This is a genomic window from Type-D symbiont of Plautia stali, assembly GCF_001485335.1.
Classification (GTDB): Bacteria; Pseudomonadota; Gammaproteobacteria; order Enterobacterales; family Enterobacteriaceae; genus Pantoea; species Pantoea vagans_C.
The window spans coordinates 1-24,228 of the sequence record NZ_BBOC01000040.1; the positions used below are offsets into that span (position 1 = coordinate 1).

The window sequence follows — 24,228 nt, forward strand, 5'->3', positions numbered from 1 at the left end:
TGATCTCATTCATGGCTTTGGACTCAGATACTGAGGGAGCAGTGTGGCCATCAATTGTAAAAAGCACATTGGTAAGATTGAGCAAACTTTCATTTGCAGCTCTTGTTACACGGGCTACCCAATGGTCACAGTGCTCCATCATTTTACCAGGCTCTTTTTGATTAAAAGCTAACGGCTTGATTGCACATAATATTTTGCTTTCATGTTTTGCAACAAATGGCATCTTAAAACGCGTGAGCTCACCGCCAAGTGTATCTTCTTTAAACGCACCCTTAAGTTCAGAGTAAGAGTTGATACGTGCTCTCAACTCCTTAGTTAATATTTGTTCCCTGCGTTCTTTGCTGTATTCAGAGTGATTGATGAACTTCTCATAAAGACAGTTAAGTTCTTTCTCTGGGCTGTGGGCCATGACAACACGGGTTGAGCTAAAGTGAAAGATCGACTCTTTTTTTGCCGTTAAATAGCTGAAGAAATTGGCAAAATCAGTAGCTGTTTTAAAAGAATGTGAATGTGCTTGGGCAAGTTGTAGCTCACGAGCAACTGCATCTTTCGCAAGAGGAAAAATAGTATCATCTCGAAAGAAAGCGCTAACTCTGGCATCGTTACCATTCGTCAGCTTGAAGTAAAGAGTGCGTTTTTTTGGTGCGCACAAGACTACCCCAATGTTTGCAAACTCTTCAGTTTCTGCATAAGGTGCATATCTTACAATGCTGTAGAGACATGGCGTAGTCACTTGATATTGCTCCAAAATTTTTCTTCTAAAACCCTATCTAAAGTTGATTTAATGAAATCAACGTATGCATCATGCTCCATGTCATCCTCAAGATTCCATTCCTCAGGAATTGCGGATAGTGAAGCAGGAAGAAAAGCCTTTACTCTTTTAGTCTCGTCCTCACCAGATTCTCTATCAACTAGATCGAAAATCCATGAGCGGTGTCTTTCACTATAGACATGGTGCTCGAACTCACCAGGGGCTTCATCATGATCGAACGCAAGGTTATGGTCAATTAGGTAATGTCTATTGTTTCTGTAATCGAAAATGATGTTCACATTACCTCCCGCTGGGGACAATGCTCTATCTGAGTTATTTATCCACTTATCAAACAGATAAACCTTTTTCTGGCTAGTAATATCAACATTGCTGTGAGCCTGAGGGAAGGTTATAGGCGAAACTCCACTTATGAATTTTGTGGCGAAGGCATAGCCCTCATATAACTCATTCTTCCACTCAGGAACAAATTCAGTTAGGGCCTGCTCAACGTAGACAATTTTGAAATCTGGCAAGGATAACCCAAGCTCTTTTGCCAAGCTGGCCGAAACCCATTCTGCAATTAGTTCCTTTCTCGTTACGCATGGCATGCCTTTTACAACATAAAGCTCATCATCGTCGCATCTGCATAAAAATGGTTGAGTAGCACAATCCATTATGCGCTTAACTATCTCTATAACATGAAGATTATCTGCATTCATTATCTTGCATAGCGTCCATGAATGTATGAAAATTTGGCCCATAGCACTAAGCTAAAAAGCTAAATGCCGTGAATTCAACCCAAAGATATCTTCCGCTTATTACTCTCCAGTAATGCGCTGCTTCATCTCGCGCTGGTGCTTATGATAGTCCTCATCGCACTCAGCTGAGCAAAAGGCTGTATCTGCTATGACTTCTTCATCCTCGCACCAAATGCATTTACCGTTGCGGCTAACTAGCCTCGGTTTACGTGCTGACATTGACGCTGCCAGATGGGCTTCTTCACGCTCTTGTGCCAGATCTGCATCATCCAAAATGATTCTCCTTAGTTATCAAACCTATCTTCCTGCGATTAGCCGCCTGGCGCATAAGCTCCACTTGCGATGAACCACACCAGGAGTGTTATACCAGCTACGATTATCGCCACCGGGAACAGGTATCCGATTTTCATGCGAAATAAAGCCTCGTTTATTTAACTACGGTCTCATAAGCCAGAGTAGAGCAATGATGCCAATGGCGATAATTACGATTGCATGAATATGCTCATCTGGCATCGTCACTCCTATTTAAACGTCTCTTCAGGCCGCTAATCCTTAAAATTTGCTCCAATATCCCTGTTGACTAGCCTGACTCGTCGCATCGCCAATTAGAATCCTGAATCGGGTACCATCACTCAACTTTCCACTGCCAGAGCCATTCTCAAGGTTAGGACCATAGCGCATTACTTGTGCAGCACCTGACCTACCATCACTACAAGTAAAGGCGACTTTGAGCATTGGGGAGGTTGTAAACTGATTGTATTTCCCAGAGCATGAGAGACCACTCACGTTCTCAACATAAAAATCTCCGCGAATAAGCGAAGCTGTAGCCGTTCCCATAAGCGGCTCTTTTTGGTCTTCAGTTTGCACAACCAATCCAGTTGAAACAGAGCAGCCAGAGAGAAGCAAAACTGAAAAAGCGATAATTTTTCTCATCTTCAATCCATTGCCGTGTGAAATAAAAAATTAATTAGAGCAGTCGCAACTTAGTCTCAATAGCTACGCCAATGATCTTGCAGTTACCGTTTATAGGAGTCATAGGCCACTGTGGGTTTAATCCTTTCAGGTACTTCTGATTGCCATCGATCACCAGCTTTTTGAAGGTAGCTTCGTTATCATCAACCAGCTTGGCGATGACGAGATTACCATTAGCAGCTTCGCGTCCGGTATCGAATAGGACGAAAGTTCCCTCTGGGATACTTAACCCCATTGGAGCTGTCATCGAATCGCCTTCGACCTCAAGCCAGAACGCATCGCCTTGCAAATGAGCGTCAGATTCAAGCCACAGGTCGATGTCTTTCAGTGTATAGGGTTCACAAGCCTCTGCCCACGCACCAGCCTGTACTTTGCTTAGGACTGGATATCTTACCCCACGAGAGTAAGGAACAGGATTTGAGATATTCACATCATTGCTTGCCTGAGAATGCAACGAGTCCAGCCAACCATTAGACAAACCGAGAGACGCCTCTATCTTGCGCGCCATCTTATCGCCGACATTCCTAACACTTTTTTCGCCTAACAACTGGCTAAACTGGGACGCGCTGATCCCCAAAAGGTCAGCAAAGCTGGCCTTAGTGTTACCGCTGGACGCCAGATGCTTTTTGAGCATTTGCTCCAGATTTGCTTTGCGAATGTCTTTATTTTCCATTCATTGATTCTCACACCATTTAGCAATTCGATAAATATGCAAAATGCTAAATGATGCTTGATTGTAATTTATCATAAAGCTAAACTTGTTTCGTTATTTAAGGAGGCACCAATGGGTAACGAATTACTCCGCTGGCGCAAAGAGGCAACCAATGATGATTGGGTTCGCCTTGCAGCTCTAGCCAAAACGTCTGTTGGCTACCTTGACCAGATTGCATATGGATTCCGCCGCGCATCACCTGGCAAAGCATCCGCAATCGAAGAAGCCAGTAAGCACTTCTCCGGTTATGTGCCGGTTAACAAAGAAAATCTTGTGTTCGCACCGCAGCGTGCATCAGTAGCTTAAGTATTTCCCGCTCTCTAAAAACGGACAACCTGTCCTACGTCGCTGAAAAGCGAATCCAATGAAACAAACACATTAAACGTGGCATCTGCTTCGGCTTTGTCACGTCTATTAACTTCTAAAAGGAATTATCGAATATGGACCATGCAAGAAACAGCAAGTTAATCAATGAAGTGGAAACAGAACTCCGATCTCGCCTGACACACAAAGGCCAGCGTGTTTTGGCTGATGAAGCTGGATGGCATGAATCGAAAGTCAGCCGCTTAAACCTGCGCGATATGGCAACGGTTTTCGTGCTGCTTGAGAAGGTATGGGAAACGAGCCTGATTGCAGAGGTTGCCCGACAAGCGGTAGCTGCTGCGATGGGGAAAGAAAAAGCCCCGAGCTGCGCGAACAGCTTCGAGGCCTAGTGGAAATCAGCGTGTACTAATCACCGGAGAAAATTATGCCTGGAATAACTGGATATGTAAACAGTGGCAGGGTTATTTATGAGTAATCTTGCCCATGACAACGTTTCACCAATCAGACCTGATTTGCAGGTCGTGGAGCGCCGTGTGGTCGATACCGATAATGGATATACCAGGATCGCTAACGAGCTACTGGAGGCTATCGCAAGCGCCGATTTAACAGCGCGTCAGTTGAAACTAATGTTGGCTTACGTCCGCAAAACTTACGGTTTCAACAAGAAATCAGATCGCATTGCTGACGAGCAGATTGCTCAACTAACCGGGCTTTCTCGCCAGAATGTCAACAAGGCAAAAAAAGAACTGCTTTCAATGAATTGCTTGTTAATGGATGGGGGGTTAATCGGCGTAAACAAAGAGGTTTCTGCGTGGCAATTCAGCAAGTGTCTCCAAGTTAGCAATTTAGTCTCTAAACCAGAGACAAAAAGTGTCTCTAACCTAGAGACTTCACCTGTCTCTAACCCAGAGACACACAAAAGACATTATTCAAAAGACAAGAAAGACAATAAATATTCGTCTGAGAATTCTGACGAATCCTCTGACCCACCCTCTGCACATTTTCCGGCTCATCGACCTGATGCAGCCATCCAAACGCCGAAAGGGGACAAGTGGGGGACAGCTGACGATCTCAAAGCGGCCGAGTGGATATTTTCGAAAGTTCGCAATGTGTCGCCCACTGCCCAGCAGCCTAACTGGCCAGCATGGGCGAACGATGTCCGCCTGGCACGCAACGCGCTTAATTGCACCCATCTGGAAATCTGCGAAGTCTTCAAATGGGCCAACGCAGATGCCTTCTGGCAAACCAACGTTATGAGCCCTGCAAAGCTTCGGCAGAAGTGGGACACGCTCAAAGCCCAAATGAACCAGCCTCACCGAAACCGGCCTGTCTGTGCGGATCAGCAATCGGCTGTCAACTGGAACAGCGAAGAAGCCTGGGAGAAATTCATATGAGACAACTTCAAGCAGCAGTGCACCGTCGTGATGGCGCCGCGTTATCCCGCATGGTCGGCGATGCGCCACAGCCTCTGGATCGCCGCCTGCATCACGAAATCGAAAAGCTGATCAACGAGTTTTTCGAGGGGCTGAAGCAGGTATTCCCGGCATCAGTCAGTACCGCCTGGCGAAATGCCGGTGATGAAGCCGCAGCCAAACGCCAGTGGATCGCCGCCTTTGCCGAAAACGGTATTAACAATCGCCAGCAACTGGCCGCTGGTATGCGCCGGGCGCGCGCCAGCGGATCACCATTCCTGCCGTCTCCCGGTCAGTTTATCGCCTGGTGCAAGCAAAGCTCGTTTGCGGTTGCCGGCCTGCCCGACGAAGATAGCCTGTACTCGCTGGTGATGACCTACTGTGCCAGACGCGGTGGTTACGTCACAGCAGAAGACTACCCGTGGGGTAGCAATGCCGAATACTGGATGGTCACCGGCCTGTACAGCATGATGCGAGCTAACAATCTGAGTGAACCCGAACTACGCGTGAAATGCCGCTCTGAGCTGCGCAAGATGTCACAGCGCATCGAAGCTGGAGAAGAAATACCCGAGCCGCGTAAGCAGCTGTTAAAGCTCTCTATCCCATCAACTAACGAGAAAGCGCAGGAAGGCATTGCGATGCTCCGTGCCACCCTGAAGCGAGGTAAGTCATGAGTAGGCTCACCAAAAAGCGACCCAATGGCGATGATTATCCTCAATGTCGAGCGGGTTAAGTTCGCAACGCAAAAAATCAATAAGTTCTGCTTTACGTTTCAAAGTGTAAATTCGACTTGCACTTTACCGGTAACATCTTATTTTCAGTAGGGAGGTTCAATACACACAAACTGAAGAGGGATATTTATGGCTAAGCATCACGTTTTAAAGTCACTTGAAATTACAGCAATTGTCATTTTCGCGCTGGTATTGGCTTACTTAGCCATCACCGGAATTTTATCATCAATGGGCATTGACCACTCCTGGGCTTCACCGCACCGTTAAGTAGCTTCAGCACCAGGGGAATCAAGCAAAACTTAAAAATAAACTAGTTAAATTATATGGCCGACATCTCAAATAAAGGGGTTCGGTTGCACAAATCGAACTTCCTCGACGTGGGGCAACAGTTACTGCCTTTGCTCGAATCTGGCGAATGCTACCGGCTAATACTCAGGCCTTGGAAAGAAAAACGTAGCCTTTCGCAGAACAACCTGGCCCATATGTGGTTTGGCGAAATCAGCGAATACCTCATTAAGTCCGGCCGTATCGATGCCACACCTGAATGGGTAAAGCGCAACCTCAAAAGAACTTACCTGGGCTGTGAAGAAATCACTTACACCGACTTCGTTACCGGCGAGAAGGTCACCACCTACGAACCACGCCACACTTCCAGCCTCGATACCGGAGACATGCATTTCTTCCTGAATCAGGTTGAACAGTGGTGCGGGCAGTTCGGGCTGTCACTGACCATTCCCCACGATAGCGAATATCAAAAACTGAAGGACAATCAAAATGGCTAAAAAGACATGGTCCGATAAGGATCTGGCTTATATCGAACGCGTCGCCGGAAAAGTTCCTGTGCACGTCATGGCTGCCGCTATAAACAAATCGGTGTCAGCTGTAACAAGTAAGGCGCACTCGCTCGGTCTGAAGCTGAAGGTACCAGCAATCATTCTCAGTAAATATTGGCCCGATTATGTGCAAAAGAATCGCACAGATGAAGTGTCATAACTCCATCATGCAATTCTGTATTTACCATCTAACATTTAAACTAGAACAAAGATAACGTCCGATGTTTTAACCATGTCTTCCATTTAATAGCTTTAAAACTTCCGGGACCTTATGAATGTGAATTAGGGCCAAATGTGATCATATGGAGAAAATCCGATGAAATCAGGACTTGAAGCAGGTTGCGTTGCCTTGGTAATTGACTCAGTGAATCCTGAGAACGTCGGAAAGTCTGTAACATTACTGAGTTGGGTCCAGGCTGGAGAATTTTTCAATGCACCAGATGGCACTTGCGGAAAAATGCCTTCTAACACAGGCGGCTGGCTGTGTGTAGGTGACATTGTATGTGTTGGCAAAATGTCCGTCTCATTAAGGGATTTCAGAAATTATGGCTGGTGTATTTTCCCATCCAAATACCTTATGCCGCTAAAGGGCGACGACCTCAGATATTATGATGACCGCAGTAAGGAGAGGTGCAATGCCTGAAGAAAGGAAAATACCTAAAGTGCGTAAATGCAGAATATGTAAAAAGCGCTATAAGCCTCTTACTCTTTATCAGTGGTGGTGTTGCGATGAGCACCAGGACGAACTGATAAACCATCTCGCAACAGCAGCCAGAAAGAAACGGATACAGCAGCAGGACAAGGTCAGAAAGAAAGAAGCACAGCAGGAAACACGCCACCTCAAGATTCGCAAGTTAGCACTTCAGCCCCTCAGCCACTTCCACAAACAAGCTCAAGCCGCCTTCAACGAGTTTATCCGCACACGCGACGCCGACGATCCATGCATAAGCTGCGGTCGCTTTCATGATGGAAAATATGACGCTGGTCATTACCGTACTCGCGGGGCATCGCCGGCCACACGTTATGACGAAACCAACTGCCATAAGCAGTGCGTTCCCTGCAATCAGCATCTCTCAGGAAACATCGAAAACTACACGCCAAACCTGATTAAGAAAATCGGGCAGGATGCTTTCGATCGCCTTATGGGGCCACACCCTATTAGCAAGTGGACGCGGGAAGAGTTGCAGGAACTAGCAGCACACTACCGTCAAAAGACACGCGAGCTGATCGCACAAAGGAGCGAAGCAGCATGACCGAATACCTCAAAAAGAAGTGGCTCCGATTCACGCTCCTGCGAATGCCTGGCTTGGGGGAAATCAACTATCGGATCATCTGTAACTCAGCAAAACTCAAGAGGCTCAGACATGCGCATTGAACGAGACTTTCAGCAACTTGTCAGGCTTGCCGGTGTACGCAGCGCTGCGGACATGCGCCGCCTGTTTGGTAACGGGTGGAAGAATATCAACTCATCTCAACAGGCGTGGGTTCGCCACTTGCTCACAGTGTGGGGTCAGCACCTGGGTAATGAAGATTACGATCGCGGAGAAGTAAACGTTATTGGCCGCCTTATGATGCGTTGCGAATGGAGTGAGCAGCAGGGCAGACAGATCGAGAAAATCGTGTCAGAGCTTCACTGTGAAGGTTTGCGCGGCGAAGAGTTATTCCGCAAAGCCCGTGACCTGCTAATCCCTCAATCAGCAACGGCAAACATCATTGCTCTCGCTAAAGAATCAGATGATGCTGCCTTTGTTGAATCAGTTATGGTGAAAACATTCGGTATGGACAACCCGATTAAAAACGTGGCCAGATTACGATATTGCAAACGCAAGAGCGTGCAAGACATCGGAGCATCCATGATCTATTTCACGAGTATCAGCACAAAGGAAGCCCGCAACAGAATGGAATGGGCGCTGGATATTCTTGAGGGGGAAATGTTTTATGCAATCAAGCGAGAAATGGAGAATTAAATTCCCTTAAATAAGGGGTGAAGAGAATTGATGGCACAAATAGCTAAAGACAAAGGGCATGCGACCTGGCATATTCACTTTACGCTCGGGAAGCAAAGCGGACTGAGCAGTTCCATCATAGGTGAGTGATTAAACGCGCCACGGTTACCAGCCGTAGGCGTTTTTTTATTTACTAAAATCATATAGTTTTAATCAAATGCTAAATTCTTTTTTGCTACAACGTATCCCCCTTTGCGGAGGGGCATAACAATCGAAGTGCGTTAACATGCGGGTATCGTTGATTGTTTACGAGCCCACCGGGAGGCACCCGGCGCTGTAGCGACTATAATCTCTTAGTGGCGTGCAGGTTAAAATCATCAGCTGTTTCTATTCCTGTATGTCAATTAATCCGCCGTTAGCTTATTGGACAGAGCGCTGGCACTAGTGCCAGAGGACGGGGTTAAAATCCTTGACGGCGGCCCTCCTGTTTCCATTAGCGGCTTCAAATGCAAAGAGCATTTAGTATCAAGTCAAAATATTGATATAAAATAACTTCACTTAAATATTGCTTAACTATATGCTGGGGTTAATGCGGTGAATCACGCCTAGTGGCGTGGCAACAGTCAAAGCTCTGGGGGGCTGTCTGAGCAAGCGGCTAAGGGGACTGTACCTTACTCACCGTCTAACGAGCGGCATCGCAGAAAAGCCATAATGCTTCAGCAAAGCATGGCTCACCTTGGTGGGCCTTTTTGAAAAAAGATCCCGGAATGATAAGTCCCGGGATAAAAATTCAAGTTTCTTCAAGAGATTGGGTAGTACCCGCCGAGTAATATACGCGTAATCAGTTTAAATACCTTAAGCACATTCTTAATCAGGTCTTTCATTGGCGTTTTTTCGAATTCCTGACATTTTTTCATCGATGATGCTTCCAGACTTGAAATCCGATTGGCGCTTTCGGATTTGTACCTGCACGGCTTTACTACGATATTGATAGACGTAAACTGCTGAGCTTTGTTCTACGTCAAAATTAAAATTAACAGTGTTGAAATGCCGAAGATTACGGCTAGTATTGATTGTGTATCATTTCAATGCGCCACATCTAACGATGGATTGTTACCTAATCAATGACGATAAACGGGCGCACCAATTTCAGAAGCACAGGTTAAGCTGTGCTTTACTACGTCAAACTTGACACGATAATAGTGATTTAGTAAATAAACTGTTGCCTGGTGTTATTTGTTTTATCGTCCAATCATTCATCTCGCATACCAGGCCCTGAGCCCCGTCCTAACCGACGGGGCTTTTGTTTATGAGATAATAAGTTAATCGATCAGGGGCACGTAGTTGAAGTTCAGTTGCTTTATGTTTGATTGAGATTTCGTATGCCAACTTAAAATTATGAATAGTCTTCATAATCAAGCGTATCTGGTCTACATTTAGACCAATGCGGTGAATCCCTCTATGCGAAGGGGCGGCAGCTATTACTCTCCTGAGTAACAACAAGCCTAATCGCGGGTAAGCATGGCTGTACTTACTCACCGGGAGGCACCCGGCACCGCAGCAGATTAATTTTGGTGTGTTATTATAATAATACGGTGAATCCCCCTGTGCGGCGGGGCGGCAGTGAATGGGGCGGCATTTTTCTCCAAGACGGGACTAACGCGGACAGAGTGTACTGGCTTTGTTCACCGGGAGGCACCCGGCACCGTATGTTATATTCAGTGTTGGAACGAATCCCCCTAAGCGGCGGGGCATCAGCCAAGAACCAGCGCAAGTTTGCGGACGGAGGTGGCTGCACTTCGTTCACCGGGAGGCACCCGGCGTTTCGGCAACCTGCTAATATGATAATATTGCTATGAATCCCCCTATGCGGAGGGGCGTCAGCTTTACTCCCAAGATCGGTCTCAAGCGGTAAGTATTGGCTGGTACTTATCACCGGGAGGCACCCGGCATAGCAATTCCAAATTCACGTATATAAGGGCTCGCTTCGGCGAGCCTTTATCGTTTTCGCCCCTGCCAATCCCTATGACCTCAAGGAATATCCCCAAGTGGTGGCGGGCATCTTTTTTTTCGACTACTGGCAAAAGAAAACCCGCGCAAGGCGGGTTATGTCGAACTCTGGAAAGTTTCTTCCTCAGCAGTTGAAATTATAACCGGGTTCGCTTTCTTCATCCCTCGGCAAAATCTTAAAAGCGGATCCCCTAAATGGGGGTGGATATGAAAATTATGCCTGACAAACTTGCATCAGGTGCCAGCTATTGCGTCTCTGGCACGCTGGTCTGCGGAGGTAGTGTGTCGCAATGGATTCATGACCTCGACTGGAACCAGATTGCAGTAATCAGCGGCGTGGTAATCGGTATCGCCACCTTCCTGGTGAATCTGTATTACAAAAATCGGCAGACACGTGCTTATGAAGCCGCTCTGCGTCGTGGATACGTTCCAAACCCACCACAGGATCAGTAAACATGTCCCTATCCCCGTCTCTACGGAAAAAGCTAGTTGCTGCCGTAGGCGGCGGGGCTGGCGCGATTGCTATTGCTACAACGCTCATCCCTTCACTTGAAGGCGTTGAATACACCCCATATAAAGACGTGGCCGGTATCTGGACTGTTTGTTATGGGCACACTGGCATAGACATCATGCTTGGTAAGACCTACACAGAACTGGAATGCCGCGCGCTACTCGATAAGGATCTGCGCACAACAGCTGCTCAGATTGACCCCTATATCAAAAAGCCAATACCGGATGAAACCCGCGCTGCTATCTACTCGTTCGCCTATAACGTTGGCGCTGGCAACTTCAAAACCTCGACTCTACTTCAGCGCATCAACCAGGGAGACACCGCTGGCGCCTGCGACCAGTTGCGCCGATGGGTATACGCGGGGGGACAAAAGTGGAAAGGGTTAATGAATCGCCGTGAGATTGAGCGCGAAGTTTGCTTGTGGGGGCAGAAATGACATTTAGCCTGCGATCCGTTCTGATTACCATCGCATTGTTGATTGTCGCGGCTTTAGTTTACGGGCAGGTTCGTTACCTTAATGGCTGGTATGCCCACAGCGCCAAAGTTAACGCTGAATATGCAATCAAGAAACAGAAGGCCGAATCCAAGCTGGTTCCCATTGAGCAGAGAGCGGCAGCCGCCAACGCTGATGGAAAAGTCATCTATCGAACCATTACACGCGACGTGGTGAAATATGTTCAGGATCCGAATCGCACTGTGTGCCGTTTTGATGATGCTGCTGTCAGCATGCGGCAGCGAGCAATCGACGCGGCCAACAATATCGCAGGATTTGATGAGCCCGCCGTGCAAACTCAGTCCGGCGGGAAAGGACAGTGATGCAGACTTGCAATCGGATGTTGAGAATGCGGATTGTGTGAGAACGCTACGACTCAACACTTACCGATGGCAGGCCTGGTACAAAGCTGGCAATAGCTGAACATATGAATACTGTGAGTTGGAGGGTTGTGATAGAGGACCTTTAATGAAGTCTGTTCTGAAAGAGCAGGTAAATTCTTACTGGAAAAAAATCCGCCGTATCGGACTACGGCGGGAGATGTCACACACAGGGTTGTCAGCTATTAATGCTGCTCGTTAATCATGGAATATGCACTACGGCACATTACCAGTGCGGTCTGAATTGTATACCTTTCTAAATATGTTGCCGGGATTTGACGGAAACTTTTGGCAATAATGACAAATACCAGACATTTCTTAAGTAAATAGCGCGCAATTTAAATATAACCCATTGTCAATACTTAAGTATCCGATTCGTTTGGTTGATAAAATCTTTGCAGTACTCGAAGTCAAATTGGTCGAAAATTTGAGTGGTAGCAACTACACTTTTCTTCGTTAAGTCAAATTTCAAAGACGAAAACGGAGCTTATCATGCAAGATGACATTGCGACTGAGTGTGAAATTCAGATTAAACGTCTGGCGGGCATGTATCAGATGGGGGACGGCTACCAGCAAACCAAAGAAGCGATCAACTCAATCTTAACTCACTTCAACCACAGGCTGGGGAGAGATGTGTCTGTACGCATCATGGTATGGAGTGGTTTACATACTTCGCTAAAAAACTCCCTGATAATTTCAGCCGACCCTCGCTGGATAAAAGCGATACGCTATGCGATTTCCCGAGTTAAGTCATTCAAGCAGAATGCAATGGCATCTCATGCTGCCCGGGTGGCTTCCCATGCCTGAGCTGCGAATGAGCAGGAATGATTCACTTTATACGTTCGAATTGTAGGGACGGAAAGCAAATAGCCGGATTGCAGCAGTAAATTAACGAACTGTGCAAATGATGATATTCACGCCACTATGACTCGAGATTAGTAATTTTAGCCGAATCCTTTAAATCTCTAAGCGAAACGGATGTAAGAGCTTTTACCACAGGATAAGGAGTAGCTGACTGGATGAAGGCAGCCAAAATATCAGCCACCGTGATGATTGCGGGACTCCGGGACAGGGCGTAACCACCATACATGCCGGGCATACTCTTAACTAAGCCTTCATCCCTGAGCACTGCGATCAGGCTTTCAAGGTAACTAACAGAAATTGAAATTTCTGAAATTAACTCTCTGACAGGAGTAACTTTTTCCTCACTCAGAGACATCATGATTTTCAAAGCATAGTTCTGTTTACTGGTAAGCATCGTTTAGAAGCCCGTTAATTTTCTCTTTTAAGTAGAATACCACTGCTGTCAGGTAAAGTGACCAGCAGGGAGCGGCGTGACTGAATCCACCGACAAGGGATAACTGTTAGTCACGGTGCGAAGCTGGTGTATGATTTAGAAGTCAGGTGCGCGAGATGGCTTAGCGAAAGCTTCGACGGGACAAAGCGTGACACTAGCTGAATCAAGCAGTGGTGCCGTGACCAATACTGCAAGACCGTGGGTTCGAATCCCACCCTGACAAACTAACCGCCTACGGGCGGTTTTTTATTGGAGTGAATATGGCATCACCAGATTGGGAGGCCATCGAATTGGCTTACCGTGCTGGTTTGATGTCTATCCGAGAAATAGCTTCACAACATGGCATTACTCACGGCGCCATAAACAAACGTGCCAAACGCGATGGATGGGAGCGCGACCTAAAGGCGAAGATAAAAGCCAAAGCTGATGCGCTGGTATCCAAACGTGAGGTATCCAAAAAGGTATCCACTGAAACGGCTACCAACGAACGGATACTAATTGAGGCAAACGCAGAGGTAATAGCCAGCGTTCGCATGGAGCATCGCGGTGACATCCGGCGTGCAAGAAATATTGCCAACTCTTTGTTTGATGAACTCGAAGCAGAGTGCGCGGACGTGCCAGCGCTTCAGCAGTTGGGCGAGTTGATGTATCAGCCTGATGATAAGGGCTACGACAAACTCAACGAGATTTATCATAAGCTCATCAGCATGCCCGGCCGAGTGAAGTCGATGAAGGATTTATCCGACACCCTCAAAACGCTGATTGGCCTTGAGAGACAGGCATACGATATCGACGGCCCAACCGGCGACGATTCAACTAAGAAACTTTCCGATTTGATGGATGATTTAGCCAAGGGGTAACCATGAAGCCAGAACACCTCGCGCTTCTGCGTGACAAGCTCTGGCGACTGAACAATCTCTACTGGATCACTAACAAAGAAGGTAAGCCAGTCCGGTTCAAGATGACGTCGGAGCAGCTTGAATACTTCAAAGGCATGCACACCCGCAATATCATTCTGAAAGCGCGACAACTTGGCTTCACGACTGAGGTCTGCATCATTCAGCTTGATGCTGCGTTGTTTGAAGCTGCTAAGTGCGCTCTGATTGCCCACACCTTAAATGATGCCAAACGCCTGTTTCGAGAAAAGGTTAAGTACGCCTATGACCGGCTGCCGGCAGAAATCAGAGCGGCCAATCCTGCGAGCAATGACTCTGCCGGTGAGCTGGTATTCAAAAAGGGCGGATCACTCTACGTCAGCACCTCATTCCGCGGCGGCACGCTGCGTTTCCTGCACGTTTCTGAGTTTGGGAAGATATGCGCCAAGTTTCCCGATAAAGCGCGGGAGATAGTCACTGGTGCCTTTGAGGCGGTATCAAGCGATTGCTTCACCACCATCGAAAGCACAGCTGAAGGGCGCGCCAGTTACTTCTTCGATTACTGCCAGACAGCAGAGAAAGCTCAGCTGCAGGGCAAGCAGCTATCAAACCTCGACTGGAAGTTTTTCTTTTTCTCCTGGTGGAAGAATCCACTCTATGCAATCGACCCAGTGGAGCCATTACCGCAGCGCCTGACCGATTACTTTGACGATATCGAGTCGAAGCATGGCATTAGCCTGACCGATCAACAGAAAGCCTGGTATTACGCCAAAGAGAAGACGCTTGGCGATGACATGAAGCGTGAGTATCCATCCATCCCGGCTGAAGCGTTTGAACAGTCGGTTGAGGGCGCTTATTACGCCAAGCAGTTCCGCTGGCTTTACACCAACCAGCGCATCGGAGAATTGCCTGACAACCCACATCAACCGGTGCATACATTCTGGGATATCGGCGTGGGCGATTCCACCGCGATATGGTTCGTGCGTGAGGTTGGCGATGAATTCCACGTCATCGATTACTACGAGAACAGCGGTGAAGGTCTGCGCCATTACATGAAGGTGCTGAAAGACCGTGGCTACCAGTACGGTGACCACTGGGCACCGCACGATATCGACAACCGCGAATTTGCGGGCGACGGAAAGAGTCGTAAACAGATTGCCGCCGAAGGCTTTGAAATCGACGGCCAGATGTATTCCATACGTTTTAAGGTCGCTCCAAAGCTTGGCGTTGATACCGGCATCGACTCGGTGCGTGAAATCCTTCCCAAATGTGCCTTCGACTCAGCCAAATGCGAAATCGGTATTTCTCACCTTGAGGGATACCGCAAGGAGTGGGACGACAAGCGCGGCTGCTGGAAAGACAAGCCACTGCACGATTTCACATCGCACGGTGCTGATGCGTTCCGCTACTTTGCCGTAGCGAAGACCAACCACAAACAGACCGGCGCAATCTTCTTCTAAGGAGCACCAGTGAGTGAATTAAAACCGGGGGAGAGCTTCCTAGTAAACGCGCTGGCCGCTACCGTGGGGCGCCTGCGCTCCCTTTATGCCGGGGTAAACGGCAACACGAAGCGAACCAAATTATGGGACGAATTTGGTTATCCCGATCAGATTGGGTTTGATCAGTATTACCGCGCTTACGAACGTAACGCTGTGGCTCACGCGGCGGTGCATAAGCTGCTGGACAGTTGCTGGGTAGATCATCCAACCATCATCGATGGCGATGAAGCAAAAGAGTCTACCAAAACCACCGCCTGGGAAACGCTGGTCACCAAGGTGCTGAAGAAGCACTGGCCGAAAATTAAGGATGCGGATCGCCGTAACCTCATTGGCCGGTACTCGGCAATTCTCATCCAGTTTAGGGATGGTCGTGAGTGGAGCCAGCCGGTAGACCGCAACGTTGTAGCAAAGCTCAAAGAAAAAGCCATTGTTAAGCTAATCCCCGCATGGGAATCGCAGGTAAAGCCTGGTAACTTCGATACTGACACGATGTCGGAAACCTATAGCCAGCCGCTCAGTTACAACTTCAACGAGCAGCCAGTGGGCGACGATGGCACCTATGGCGTAGTGCGCGGCGTCACAGTGCACCCTGAGCGGATCATCATACTGAGTGAAGGCTCAGAAGATGAGAACATGCTATCAGGTGTGCCTTTCTTACGCGCTGGCTACAACAAACTTCTCGATCTGGAGAAGGTCTCCGGGGGCAGCTCTGAAGGCTTCCTGAAAAACGCCAGCCGTCAGCTCGGCATCGCATTCGATTCTCAGACCGATATGGCTACCATTGCCGCCCAGGCTAAAGAAGCTGGATACGCCAATATCGGCGAGGCGATGAATGAGAAAATGCAGAAGCTCAATCGAGGCACTGATTCAGCTCTGGTAACTCAGTCGGGCACCACGTCAGTACTCTCTGTGGCCGCCGCCGATCCGCAGCCGACATGGACAGTCACCGCCAACGAGTTCGCAGCATCAATTCAATGTCCGTTCACCATTCAGTTTGGGCAGCAGACCGGGCGCCTTGCTTCTGATGAAGATAAAGCCGACTGGGCGAAGCGCTGCAATGGCCGCCGATGGGGGTTCATGACCGCAGTGGTAACAACACTGCTTGAGCGTCTATGGACGATTGGCGTAATTGACCCGCCATCATCCGGCGAAGTCACATTGGCCTGGTCTGACTTACTCGCTCCAAGCGAGAAAGAGAAAATCGCCAACATGCAGGCAATGGCAGATGTGGCACAGAAAACACAGGCAGCTTACGGCACCCCGGCGATTGAACAGAACGAGATTCGAGCTGTAGGAGAACTGGAGCCGCTGCCAGAAAACGAATTTCCGCCAACGGTTCCACCGGGAGACCCGCTAAGTGACGACCCTCCAGCTAATCCGGACGCCGGTAATACCACGCAACAAGGCAGATCCGACACAGTCCGCCAGGCCAGTTAACAGGATGTTCCGCGATATCGACAACCGCTACTACCGCATCAAGGTTGCGTTAAAGCAATTGTTCGATGAGCGACTTACTGGCCGGGAGCGTGGCACCAACCAACAGTCGCATGCGGTGCACGGCAATGTCATCTACGAGGTGAATGCAGGCGCATATGTTTACGACATGTCCGCAACACAACTGGCTGACCTCCTGCAGCGCGTTCAAATCATCCTCGATGATGCATTGCTTGAAGGTGGCAGCAACAACCTGTGGGCGCTGAGCTATGTTTCTGACGAATATGAGCGTGGCACGCATCAGGCATTCACGAACCTAACCGTGCAGTCGCCGATTTACGAGCAGCAAACCACTCTAGCGCAGCTGCTTAGCAGTCCTGCATACCAGAATCAGGTGGCGGCGGCTTACGTCTCAACCTACAGCGACTGGCTTCTGGAATCCGATAGGGCTCGTGGTGATCTGGCTAATGTGATTTCAGATGCGATTGGCCGGGGCATAAACCCACGAGAAACGGCGCGGATCGTCAGCAAGCGGCTTGATGTATCGATGGCGAGAGCCAAGAACATGGCGCAGACCGAGCAGGTTGGCGCTTTGCGCGAGGCTCAATGGAATGAAACAGAATGGTCAAAAGAACGGCTTGGCCTCAATACCGCGTTACTGCACCTATCAGCCTTAAAGCCAACCACGCGAACAACTCATGCTTTCTGGCATGGGAAAACACGCACTGTTGACGAGGTGCGTGAGTGGTATAGCCGTGACGGCAACCGCTATCACTGCTATTGCAGCCAGATACCGGTCATCCTCGATGATGACGGCAAGATAGTGAATACCGGCCTTGTTGAGAGGCTGCTCAAAGAGCGCAAGGAGTGGCAGCAGGCCGCTTAACCTATCACCCCCATGAGGACACAGCATGAAGCGCAACCGCGTAAACGTGCTGACCGTCGTCAACTCCGCTTCAAACATCACCACTGAAACCATCGACGGGAAGCCACATATTGTGGTTCGCGGAATCACGCCCGTTGTCGATGACATTGTGATGAACCGGAAGTTGTACCCGGCAGCAGAAATTGAGAAGGCGTTTAACACGCTTGAGCGAAATCCAATGCCATTCGGCCACCCAAAGGTGGACGGCAAGCACGTATCGGCTCGCGATGTCCGCGCAGTAAACAACTATCACGTTGGCGCATGGCTCCAGAACGTCAGCCACGTTGACGGCAAAGTCACTGGCGACATGTACGTTGACCGCCGCTATGCCGAAGGCAGTGACAATGGTAAGCGCTTGATCAACCGCTTGGACGAAATGGCATCCAAAGCCAATGTAGACCCAATTCACATCTCTACCGGCCTGCTTTATTCCGGCATAGCTGCAAATGGTGAATCGAAGGGCAAAAAATACAACGAAATCGCCACGAACATGATGTTTGACCACGTTGCCGTGTTGCTCGATGAACCTGGGGCTGGGACGCCAGAAGAGGGCGTTGGCATCTTCGTTAACTCCGATGGCTCGGAGCAGCAACTGGAAGTCGTCAACCTGTCGGAAGGCCAATCACCCGACACAGATTCACCGCATGACCCCGCACTCAAATCATTTTTTACCCAGCTTAAGGCGTTTTTCAGCGCCAACAGCAATTCCGTCAAAGAGGAAGCAAACCCGATGAAAGAACTCATCACCAATGCGCTGAAAGCGAAAGGCATTGACGTTGAAGGTAAGTCCGATGCTGAGCTGATGGACGCTTACAACCAGATGGCCACCGAAGAAGCAACAGCGAAAGCTGCAGCTGATGAAAAGGCCAAGAAAGATAAAGAAGAGGCTGACCGCAAAGCCAAAGAAACCGCCACTAACAGCGAAGAGGCTCCGGCATGGTTCAAGCCCTTCGCCGAAAAACTGAGCACCATTGAAAACGGCCTCGCCGTTAACTCTGACAAAGAGAAGACCGAAAAGCGCGCCGCGGTTAAAGCGAAGTTCCAGCTTGAAGATCTGGCGGTTAATGCCCTCGATGGCGCTGCTCTCGACGGCTTGTATGCGCAATGCCAGTCAACCACGGGTCTGAACGGCGGTCTGCGTCAGGTAAACAACAACGATTCATTCAGCAATATGCCGGAGTAAGTAATGGCTAAAGACGGTAAGCATGTAATCCACGCGGGCGGCATTTTTGCTAATCCGCAACTTCATCGTGAAGGCGCCGCGGCGGCTGACACTCAACCCGGCACCATTGGCTTCTTCGATAACACCACGAAAAAGTTCACTGCCTCGGTAGATGGTAACGAAGAGGCGATCCTGTACGTGGCTAACTATGACTATCTGCGTTGCAAAACGGTAGATGACACGATTGCCGCGGGCGATTGGGTTGTAGCGATGCACCCAACGCCTGGTGTCTTCTTCAACGTGCCGGCCGCGACTGGCACCTACACCAAGGGCCAACCGCTGTCGATCGCCAATGGTCGCGTAAAAGCGTTAGCTGCTGATGAATCTATCCGCGCATTCGTGGAAGAAGACCGTTCAACCACCATCGCGACTGCAGGTGATCTACTGCGCGTTGTCATTAAGTAAGGAGCACCGAATGTTTGTATTCTCCACCCGAATGGCAACTGAGACGCGCAACCTTGAGGCAAACACTGCTCAGTTCCGTGAACTGGAGTTTGCCCGTAATTCCAGTGCGCAGGCTGTAGCAGATTTCATCGCTCGCACCCGCGCGCGTAGCGATGCCGCAAATGCGCCGCAACTGGATGCAGTGAACGCTGTTGACGATATCCGTCGCCTGTACCGCGCCTATGATCAGACTGTGCTAGCTGAGTTCGAGCCAAACACTGAGTTCACGCTGCTTAACGACCTGATGCCGCTGTCTCGCTCAGTTCGCCTGGAAGAGTCAGTGTATGAGTACGCTCGCACCGGCGGTCGCGGCTGGGCTCACACTTCCATGTCCGGCCAGATTGGTGCGGCACTTGATGCGAAGTCCTACACCTTCGACGGCACCATGGTTCCTATCCATGATTCTGGCTTCAAGTTCAACTGGCGTGATCCGGTCTTCAACAAAGGCTCTGCATTGGCTTCTCTGGCTGATGCGCAGGCTGGTTCGGTGAATGATGTTCGCCGTCAGTATGTAGACTACATCTGGGAAGGCTTCCGCGATCCGGCGGGCAACTTCATCAACTTCGACGGTAAAACGTGGAAGGGCTTACGCCACGATGAACGTGTCGCCCAAGTGACGCTGACAGTTAACTTCGCAACCAGCACCGATGTGAAAGCCATGCGTGCGGGCGCTATCGCGCTGCGTGATGTACTGAAGTTGCAAAACATGCAGTACGGTCAGCAGACCTGGTACGTCTCAAGCGAAATCATGTCGAACTGGGAACAGTATTTCGATGTGAACTCTCTGCGAACCGTGCTGGAAGAAATTGCGAAACTGGCTGGTATCTCGGCAATCAAAGAAGATTCCGAACTGTCAGGCAATGAAATCGTGATTGTTCCGCTGGCGGCCGGTGTTATCGCCCCAATCGTAGGTCAGGCTTTCGGCACTGTTGCCGATCCGCGCCAGTTCTACAACAGCGATTACATCTGGCGCACATGGGGTGCTGCTGGCCTGATGGTTAAGCAGGACATCAACGGCCACTTCTCTGTCATCCACGCCTCGAGCTAAGGAAAGATCATGGCACTCGTAAAGATCATCGCAGCAAACCTCTTTGCTGGTGCCAACTTCCAGAAACTGGAGGTTGGTAAGGTTTATGACGTGGACAGCGCGATCGCTGAAAAGTGGGTCGAGCAAGGCAAGGCTGAGACATCCAAAGAGAAGGCCAGTGAAAAACTGGTATTCGAAGTGGCCACGCCGTCAGCGCCGGTTAGCACTGACACTTCTGCGCTTCAGGATCAACTGAATACCGCACTGGAACAGTTGAAAATTTCCCAGTCTGATGCAGATGCAAAGGATGAAGCCCACGCAGCCGCGCTGAAACAGCTGAAAACTGCTCATGCTTCTGAACTGGAAGCCGAGAAAGCCCGTGCTGATAAAGCTGAAGCTGACCTGGTGGAAGCAACCAAGAAGGCGAAATAACCATGGCAGCCCAAATCACGCTGGGAGACGTCAAACCGCTGATGGCTGAATTGGGCTTCACGGTTCCTGATGCTGTCCTGCAGTTACTTCTCGACCAGGTAAACGCCACGTCTACATGTATGGACGGGGCGGGCTACTCCGAAAGCCTGCAGAAGCTCATGCTTATCTATGCAGCCGCGAGACTGGCCGCCCTGTCCGGTGCCAGAAAGATAGCTTCTCAGTCTGCCCCGTCTGGCGCTTCACGCTCGTTCACCTACGACAGCTCCGGTACGGATTACCTGTATAGGCAGTTGCTGTCATGGGATACGAACGGCTGTCTTGCTGGCCTGCCTCTTTCTGGCGTGTCGGTTGGCTTCTTCGAAGTTGTCGGGGGCTGCTGATGAACTGGCAACCCCCATCATCACCGCCGAAACCTTACGATCGCGTCTGGCTTAAAACGTCCACTGGCCGGGAAACAACCGGCTACATCAACAGCGGCGGTGAGTGGGTGTTCAATTGCAGACGTGTTGCCGCTGAAAAGCCCATTGTACTGGGCTGGAGGGCGTGAAATGTCATCATTAGCGAGCTGGTCTTACACGGCTCAGGCGACCGTCTGGCGCAGACTCGGGCTCAATGAGTATGGCGATTCGCTTGGATGGTCGGAGCCGTTAGTCATCGCCTGTGATTATCAGGGCGGCCTGTCTAAACGCCTCGGCGCTATCGGTGTAGAGAAGGTCGTTAAAAACACCATCTGGACTGAATATGCGCTGGCTACCCCTGGCGACTACATACTGATCGGCGCATCGGCTGAGTCTGACCCCATGGCTGCGGGTGCTGACGAAATCATGCAGTCAATTCAGTACGCCGATACGTTCGAGCGTACTGCTGATGACTGGGCGATCATCACGGGAGTGTGACCATGGGCATCAAAATACGTGGAGTTGAGCAGGCTAAGAGAAACCTTGATGCAGTCATCAATGATATTCAGGGGCGGAGGGTTTTGCGAGCCATCCAGAGCGTGCTGATCATCGGTTCGTCTCAGGCGGCACTCTACACCCCAATCGACACATCAACGCTGCTAAATAGCCAGTACCGTGAGGTGACTGCGAGCGGAACACGCATTGTTGGTCGCGTAGGTTATTCGGCCAACTATGCCGTCTACGTTCACGACCCTAATATCCCGCAAAACTTCAAGCGCTCAACCGCTCAGAAAGAGTTTCTGTCCAAGGGCTTTGAGGATTCGCGCGATGCCATCAGTGCAGCGATCAAAAGGGAGATGGTGCTTTGAATCCTCCAATGCATACGCGCGTGCGCAATTACTTCGTCGATGCCGGGTTAACAAACGGATTCATCACGCAACTGCTCATATGGAAAGACACTGGCAAGCAGACGGACGCTATCATGGTTTTCCGTCCCAACGGCGGCACAGCGGTGCGTAAAGGTCTGGGCTCGCAATATTTCATTATCGTTGACGTGGTCGGCGCTAAGAACGCTGACGCGGCTGTTGATAAGGCGGCACACGCTATAATCGATTACGTTCAGCAAAACCCAATGGCTGATGCTTGCGTCGGGTATCTGGAGAACCTCGGAGGCATTCCAGCCCCCGTCCTAACTACCGAAGGCCGCCTGGTCTATCGGATTCAGTTTGTTGCCACTTTCGGCAGCTCCTAAAACGTCAAAGAGGAATTAAACATGGCTGAATGCCAGAACAGCAACGAACGTTTGTTCGGTGGCGCCGTTGTGCTTGAAGTTGCCGATGGCTGCAGCGATGTGCTGCCGCAAGAGTCGGAATGGAAATCACTGGCTGCCGGCACAACAAAAGGTTTCGACTTCAGCCCGAATAGTGTCACCAGTGATGCTGATGACGGCAAGGGATATGTTGAAACTATCGTAACCAACTCGGATTTCACCATTAGTTTTGAGGGTGAAGTTCGTAAGAAGGACAAGCTTGATCAATATGGCGTTGGTCGTTTGATTAAGTATTACCACACTGAGATCTCCAACCGCCGACAGCCTGGTATTTGGGTTCGTCTGGAATACGGTCCAATCACGTTCATTGGTTACATGAACATCACTGCTCTTAGCTCTAGCGGCGGGACCAACGACATTGTGCCAATCACCACTGAGTTTAAGGTGGGTGATGCCAGTACCATTCAGGTGATCGACACCGACGAGACCATTCCAGCAACTGGTGTGACTGTTGCACCGGCGACAGCATCGCTCGCCGTTGGAGCTACGCGCCAATTAACGGGCGCAGTCCAGCCAACTGATGCAACCGACCGCACCGGAACCTGGACAACTTCAGATGCTACTAAGGCCACCGTGAGCAATACAGGCCTTGTCACTGCGGTGGCAGCGGGTAGTGCGACGATCACCTTCACATCTACCGATGGCAGTTTCACCGCCAATTGCGCAGTAACGGTTACCGCTTCGTAACCATTCCAAGGGGTAGCATGCTGCCCCTGATAATGCTTATGGAGACCATATGACACCATACAAAGAGATTGGCGAGTGCCTGGTCTCAATGGGCGACCATGATTACTTTTTCCGTCCATCCTTCGCAAATATGATGCGTATTGGCGATCCGGAATCGATAGTTCAGGCCTTTTATAACCTGCATAACGACGAGTATACGTCCCTTATTCGGCGCTCTGTCGCGGCTTATGGCGGCATCCCTCAGTGGTTGATGACGTACATTGGCAGGCCGCAATTTAATAAGCCCGTGATTTATTCGGCTATGAATGTGCTTTACGCATGCTGTGATGACAATGTCAGCTCATTGGTTGGTGAGTTGCGCCCTGGACGCACTGGCCGCTGGTCTTTTGTTTACCGTAAGGGCGCCATGCCAGTGTCGGATATGGTGCTGATCGCACAATCGCTCATTCAGCACGGCATAATCGGTAAGGCTAAGGTGAGAAAGCTGCAGCGCCACGAGGGGGGCGAGTCTACGACAGGATTCAATGCCTTTGAATACATCAGCGCCGCGCGTATCGGATTAGAGTTGTCTCGCGATGAGGCTGAAAAGCTCACAATGACCGAGTTCCAGATGCTGCTGGCTGCGAAGTTCCCGGACCAGAAGGGCTTCACTAAAGAAGAGTATGACGCGGTGGCTGATGATTATCTGGCTAGAAAGAATAGAAAGTTAAAAAGGCTGAGTAGCCCGCCTGATTAAGCTTTCTTTTCCATATGGATGTTGTCATCCATCAGATCTGCCTGTTATTGGTCTGCATGAGAATTATTGCCGGGGCGGAATATTTTCCA

Annotated in this window: 34 protein-coding genes; 27 read left to right on the top strand and 7 right to left on the bottom strand. The window is 49.7% G+C overall.

The window, feature by feature from the left end; all coding sequences use genetic code 11:
- The 6 genes from PSSD_RS13845 to PSSD_RS13860 form a co-directional block, all read right to left on the bottom strand.
- Positions 1–748: DUF3037 domain-containing protein (locus PSSD_RS13845; protein WP_235589233.1), on the bottom strand; the 748-nt coding region annotated here is incomplete at its 3' end.
- Positions 730–1,470 (bottom strand): HipA family kinase, encoded by a 741-nt coding sequence (locus PSSD_RS13850; RefSeq protein WP_058972662.1) that lies wholly within the window; start codon positions 1,468–1,470, stop codon positions 730–732. The genes PSSD_RS13845 and PSSD_RS13850, both read right to left, overlap by 19 nt.
- A gap of 99 nt (positions 1,471–1,569) precedes the next feature.
- Positions 1,570–1,782: a hypothetical protein gene (locus PSSD_RS13855; protein WP_058972627.1), complete on the bottom strand. Its 213-nt coding sequence runs from the start codon at positions 1,780–1,782 to the stop codon at positions 1,570–1,572.
- Between the two features lie 38 nt (positions 1,783–1,820).
- Positions 1,821–1,919: a YoaK family small membrane protein gene (locus tag PSSD_RS27455; RefSeq protein ID WP_013512152.1), complete on the bottom strand. Its 99-nt coding sequence runs from the start codon at positions 1,917–1,919 to the stop codon at positions 1,821–1,823.
- Positions 1,920–2,061: 142 nt separating this feature from the next.
- Positions 2,062–2,442: a hypothetical protein gene (locus tag PSSD_RS27460; protein WP_153011440.1), complete on the bottom strand. Its 381-nt coding sequence runs from the start codon at positions 2,440–2,442 to the stop codon at positions 2,062–2,064.
- A gap of 34 nt (positions 2,443–2,476) precedes the next feature.
- Positions 2,477–3,154 carry a LexA family protein gene (locus tag PSSD_RS13860; RefSeq protein ID WP_058972628.1) on the bottom strand — a complete coding sequence of 226 codons (678 nt, stop codon included), beginning with the start codon at positions 3,152–3,154 and terminating at the stop codon, positions 2,477–2,479.
- A 111-nt stretch (positions 3,155–3,265) separates the two neighbouring features.
- On the opposite strand from PSSD_RS13860, the gene PSSD_RS13865 reads away from it, so the two are divergent.
- From PSSD_RS13865 to PSSD_RS13925, 13 genes are all read left to right on the top strand, one after another.
- Positions 3,266–3,499, top strand: a complete 234-nt coding sequence (locus PSSD_RS13865) for a hypothetical protein (RefSeq protein ID WP_058972629.1) — start codon at positions 3,266–3,268, stop codon at positions 3,497–3,499.
- A 134-nt stretch (positions 3,500–3,633) separates the two neighbouring features.
- The gene (locus PSSD_RS13870) at positions 3,634–3,906 is read left to right on the top strand and encodes a CII family transcriptional regulator (protein WP_058972630.1); all 273 of its coding nucleotides are present in this window, start codon (positions 3,634–3,636) and stop codon (positions 3,904–3,906) included.
- A 78-nt stretch (positions 3,907–3,984) separates the two neighbouring features.
- Positions 3,985–4,911, top strand: a complete 927-nt coding sequence (locus tag PSSD_RS13875; RefSeq protein WP_058972631.1) for a replication protein — start codon at positions 3,985–3,987, stop codon at positions 4,909–4,911.
- The gene (locus PSSD_RS13880) at positions 4,908–5,603 is read left to right on the top strand and encodes a replication protein P (RefSeq protein WP_058972632.1); all 696 of its coding nucleotides are present in this window, start codon (positions 4,908–4,910) and stop codon (positions 5,601–5,603) included. Before PSSD_RS13875 ends, PSSD_RS13880 begins: the two co-directional genes overlap by 4 nt.
- A 186-nt stretch (positions 5,604–5,789) precedes the next feature.
- Positions 5,790–5,927: a hypothetical protein gene (locus PSSD_RS27755; protein WP_167347675.1), complete on the top strand. Its 138-nt coding sequence runs from the start codon at positions 5,790–5,792 to the stop codon at positions 5,925–5,927.
- 56 nt (positions 5,928–5,983) lie between these two features.
- Positions 5,984–6,442: a YbcN family protein gene (locus PSSD_RS13885; protein WP_058972633.1), complete on the top strand. Its 459-nt coding sequence runs from the start codon at positions 5,984–5,986 to the stop codon at positions 6,440–6,442.
- Positions 6,435–6,653 carry a hypothetical protein gene (locus tag PSSD_RS13890; protein WP_039330965.1) on the top strand — a complete coding sequence of 73 codons (219 nt, stop codon included), beginning with the start codon at positions 6,435–6,437 and terminating at the stop codon, positions 6,651–6,653. The genes PSSD_RS13885 and PSSD_RS13890 overlap by 8 nt, the downstream gene beginning before the upstream one ends.
- Positions 6,654–7,128: 475 nt before the next feature.
- Positions 7,129–7,746, top strand: a complete 618-nt coding sequence (locus PSSD_RS13900; protein WP_058972634.1) for a recombination protein NinG — start codon at positions 7,129–7,131, stop codon at positions 7,744–7,746.
- 111 nt (positions 7,747–7,857) lie between these two features.
- Positions 7,858–8,460, top strand: a complete 603-nt coding sequence (locus tag PSSD_RS13905) for a hypothetical protein (RefSeq protein WP_058972635.1) — start codon at positions 7,858–7,860, stop codon at positions 8,458–8,460.
- Positions 8,461–10,656: 2,196 nt separating this feature from the next.
- Positions 10,657–10,902 (top strand): phage holin, encoded by a 246-nt coding sequence (locus PSSD_RS13910; protein WP_039331022.1) that lies wholly within the window; start codon positions 10,657–10,659, stop codon positions 10,900–10,902.
- 2 nt (positions 10,903–10,904) lie between these two features.
- Positions 10,905–11,396, top strand: coding sequence for a lysozyme (locus PSSD_RS13915; RefSeq protein WP_039330957.1), 492 nt, complete (start codon positions 10,905–10,907; stop codon positions 11,394–11,396).
- On the top strand, positions 11,393–11,776 hold the full coding sequence (locus tag PSSD_RS13920) for a hypothetical protein (RefSeq protein ID WP_058972636.1): 384 nt from the start codon (positions 11,393–11,395) through the stop codon (positions 11,774–11,776). Before PSSD_RS13915 ends, PSSD_RS13920 begins: the two co-directional genes overlap by 4 nt.
- Positions 11,777–12,325: 549 nt before the next feature.
- Positions 12,326–12,640 carry a hypothetical protein gene (locus PSSD_RS13925; RefSeq protein ID WP_039330953.1) on the top strand — a complete coding sequence of 105 codons (315 nt, stop codon included), beginning with the start codon at positions 12,326–12,328 and terminating at the stop codon, positions 12,638–12,640.
- A 115-nt stretch (positions 12,641–12,755) separates the two neighbouring features.
- Here the strand turns inward: PSSD_RS13925 and PSSD_RS13930 are convergent, their stop codons facing one another.
- The gene (locus tag PSSD_RS13930; RefSeq protein WP_052206038.1) at positions 12,756–13,091 is read right to left on the bottom strand and encodes an RrF2 family transcriptional regulator; all 336 of its coding nucleotides are present in this window, start codon (positions 13,089–13,091) and stop codon (positions 12,756–12,758) included.
- Positions 13,092–13,390: 299 nt separating this feature from the next.
- On the opposite strand from PSSD_RS13930, the gene PSSD_RS13935 reads away from it, so the two are divergent.
- The 14 genes from PSSD_RS13935 to PSSD_RS14000 all read left to right on the top strand — a co-directional run bounded on the left by PSSD_RS13935 (position 13,391) and on the right by PSSD_RS14000 (position 24,139).
- Entirely contained in the window at positions 13,391–13,990 is a 600-nt protein-coding gene (locus tag PSSD_RS13935) for a hypothetical protein (RefSeq protein WP_058972637.1), read from the top strand.
- A 2-nt stretch (positions 13,991–13,992) separates the two neighbouring features.
- On the top strand, positions 13,993–15,465 hold the full coding sequence (locus PSSD_RS13940; RefSeq protein WP_058972638.1) for a terminase large subunit: 1,473 nt from the start codon (positions 13,993–13,995) through the stop codon (positions 15,463–15,465).
- Positions 15,466–15,474: 9 nt separating this feature from the next.
- A complete protein-coding gene (locus tag PSSD_RS13945; protein WP_058972639.1) occupies positions 15,475–16,941 on the top strand; it encodes a DUF1073 domain-containing protein in 1,467 nt (488 codons plus the stop codon).
- Between the two features lie 4 nt (positions 16,942–16,945).
- Complete coding sequence (locus PSSD_RS13950) at positions 16,946–17,824, top strand: phage minor head protein (protein WP_058972640.1); 879 nt, start codon at positions 16,946–16,948, stop codon at positions 17,822–17,824.
- 25 nt (positions 17,825–17,849) lie between these two features.
- Positions 17,850–19,046 carry a hypothetical protein gene (locus PSSD_RS13955; RefSeq protein WP_058972641.1) on the top strand — a complete coding sequence of 399 codons (1,197 nt, stop codon included), beginning with the start codon at positions 17,850–17,852 and terminating at the stop codon, positions 19,044–19,046.
- Positions 19,047–19,049: 3 nt separating this feature from the next.
- Positions 19,050–19,490: a hypothetical protein gene (locus tag PSSD_RS13960; RefSeq protein ID WP_039330941.1), complete on the top strand. Its 441-nt coding sequence runs from the start codon at positions 19,050–19,052 to the stop codon at positions 19,488–19,490.
- A gap of 10 nt (positions 19,491–19,500) precedes the next feature.
- The gene (locus PSSD_RS13965; RefSeq protein WP_058972642.1) at positions 19,501–20,577 is read left to right on the top strand and encodes a major capsid protein; all 1,077 of its coding nucleotides are present in this window, start codon (positions 19,501–19,503) and stop codon (positions 20,575–20,577) included.
- A 9-nt stretch (positions 20,578–20,586) separates the two neighbouring features.
- On the top strand, positions 20,587–20,988 hold the full coding sequence (locus PSSD_RS13970) for a hypothetical protein (RefSeq protein WP_058972643.1): 402 nt from the start codon (positions 20,587–20,589) through the stop codon (positions 20,986–20,988).
- A 2-nt stretch (positions 20,989–20,990) separates the two neighbouring features.
- Entirely contained in the window at positions 20,991–21,368 is a 378-nt protein-coding gene (locus tag PSSD_RS13975) for a DUF7370 family protein (RefSeq protein WP_039330935.1), read from the top strand.
- Positions 21,369–21,536: 168 nt separating this feature from the next.
- Positions 21,537–21,884 (top strand): hypothetical protein, encoded by a 348-nt coding sequence (locus PSSD_RS13980; RefSeq protein ID WP_058972644.1) that lies wholly within the window; start codon positions 21,537–21,539, stop codon positions 21,882–21,884.
- A gap of 2 nt (positions 21,885–21,886) precedes the next feature.
- Positions 21,887–22,255, top strand: a complete 369-nt coding sequence (locus PSSD_RS13985; protein WP_039330931.1) for a hypothetical protein — start codon at positions 21,887–21,889, stop codon at positions 22,253–22,255.
- Entirely contained in the window at positions 22,252–22,638 is a 387-nt protein-coding gene (locus PSSD_RS13990; protein ID WP_058972645.1) for a phage tail termination protein, read from the top strand. The genes PSSD_RS13985 and PSSD_RS13990 overlap by 4 nt, the downstream gene beginning before the upstream one ends.
- Positions 22,639–22,659: 21 nt before the next feature.
- The gene (locus PSSD_RS13995; RefSeq protein WP_058972646.1) at positions 22,660–23,403 is read left to right on the top strand and encodes an Ig-like domain-containing protein; all 744 of its coding nucleotides are present in this window, start codon (positions 22,660–22,662) and stop codon (positions 23,401–23,403) included.
- Between the two features lie 49 nt (positions 23,404–23,452).
- On the top strand, positions 23,453–24,139 hold the full coding sequence (locus tag PSSD_RS14000; protein ID WP_058972647.1) for a DUF6246 family protein: 687 nt from the start codon (positions 23,453–23,455) through the stop codon (positions 24,137–24,139).
- Positions 24,140–24,228: the final 89 nt, after the last annotated feature.